At 75.2% G+C, this 2,017-nt stretch carries 1 protein-coding gene; it reads right to left on the reverse strand.

Annotated features, from left to right (window positions below; genetic code table 11):
• On the reverse strand, positions 1 to 2,017 hold a 2,017-nt coding region (locus tag B7767_RS23535; protein ID WP_306297983.1), incomplete at both ends, for a type I polyketide synthase.

Consider the following 2,017-nt stretch of genomic DNA (forward strand, 5'->3'; position numbering starts at 1 on the left):
GTTCGGCCTGGGCGCGCAGGGCGTCCCGGTCGCGCGCCGACAGCAGCCACGGTACGACCGCGGCCGGCACCGGGGCCACGTCGTCCGCCCCTCCGGGGGCGGCGGGGGTCGTCGGCGCGGCGGCAGGCGCCTGCTCGACGATGACGTGGGCGTTGGTTCCGCTGATGCCGAAGGAGGAGACGCCGGCGCGGCGCGGACGGCCGGTGCCGGTCCACTCCCGCTGCCCGGTCAGCAGCTCGACGGACCCGGTGGTCCAGTCGACCTGGTCACTGGGGGCGTCCACGTTGAGGGTGGCGGGCAGCACGCCGTGCCGCATCGCCATCACCATTTTGATGACGCCCGCGACACCGGCGGCGGCCTGCGTGTGGCCGATGTTGGACTTCACCGAGCCGAGCCACAGGGGGCGTTCCCGGGGCCGGTCCTGGCCGTAGGTGGCGAGCAGCGCCTGGGCCTCGATCGGGTCGCCGAGCGTGGTGCCCGTGCCGTGCGCCTCGACCGCGTCGATCTGGTCGGCGGCGAGCCGCGCGTTGGCGAGGGCCTGCCGGATCACGCGGCGCTGGGAGGGGCCGTTGGGAGCGGTGAGGCCGTTGCTCGCGCCGTCCTGGTTGACGGCGGAGCCCCGGACCACGGCCAGCACCTCGTGCCCGTTGCGCAGCGCGTCGGACAGCCGCTCCACCACGAGGAAGCCGGCGCCCTCGGAGAACCCGGTGCCGTCGGCCGCCGCGGCGAACGACTTGCACCGGCCGTCGGGCGCGAGCCCGCCCTGGCGGCCGAACTCGACGAACACACCGGGCGTGGCCAGCACGGTGACACCGCCGGTGACGGCTAGCGAGCAGTCGCCCTGCCGCAGTGCCTGCACCGCGAGGTGCAGCGCGACCAGGGAGGACGAGCAGGCGGTGTCGACGGAGACCGCCGGGCCCTCGAGGCCGAGCTTGTAGGCGATGCGGCCGGTGACGACGCTGCCGTTGCCGTCGCTGCCGGGGTAGTCGTGGTACATCACGCCGGCGAAGACACCGGTACGGCTGCCCTTGAGCGAGCCGGGGTCGATGCCCGCACGCTCCAGCGCCTCCCAGGACAGTTCCAGCGCCAGCCGCTGCTGCGGGTCCATCGCCAGTGCCTCGCGGGGCGAGACGCCGAAGAACCCGGGGTCGAAGTCGGCCGCCCCGTCGAGGAAGCCGCCCTCCCGCGCGTAGTAGCCGTCGGGGCGCCTGGCCTCCGGGTCGCGCAGCATCGACAGGTCCCATCCCCGGTCCTCGGGGAACGGGGTGATGGCGTCCGCGCCGTCCGTCACCAGCCGCCACAGCTCCTCGGGGGAGGTCACTCCGCCCGGGTAACGGCAGGCCATGCCGACGATGGCGATCGGCTCGTGCCGGGCGGCGGTGAGCCGTCGGTTGTCCCGGCGCAGCCGCGCGGTCTCCGCACGGGCGGCACGCAGGGCGTCGGGGGCCGCGGGAGCCCCGGAGAGCCCGGGTGCCTCGGATGCCTCGGGTGCCTCGGCAAGGGGGGCGCCCCGGGTGTCCGGGACGGTGTCGACGGTGCCGTCCGCGTCGTCGTCCAGGTCGGTGTCGTACTCCTCCCCGTCCGCGACGGCCCCGGCGTGCGCCGGCGCTCCGTCGTCGTCGGCGAGTTCGAGGAGGACGTCCATCAGACCGGCGTCCCGCAGGCGCCGGGTCGGGATCGACCGCAGCGCGCGGCGGATGCCGTCCTCCGCGGCGTCGCCGTCCGCTTCGTCGCCCGACACCGGGTACGCGGCGGCCAGTTCGGCTTCCACGAATCCGGTGACGGCGAGGGCGTTGGGGTGGTCGAAGACCAGGGTGGCGGGGAGCCTGAGTCCGGTGAGCTGGTTGAGCTGGTTGCGCAGTTCGGTCGCGGCCAGCGAGTCGAAGCCCAGTTCCTGGAAGGCACGGTCGGGTCCGATCGCCTCCGCCGAGCCGTGTCCCAGCACCGCCGCCACCTGCGACCGCACCAGCCGCAGCACCGTGCGGTGCCGTTCGGCGGCCGGGAGGGCCGCCAGCCG

The sequence above is a fragment of the Streptomyces sp. 13-12-16 genome (assembly GCF_002114215.1).
Lineage (GTDB): Bacteria > Actinomycetota > Actinomycetes > Streptomycetales > Streptomycetaceae > Streptomyces.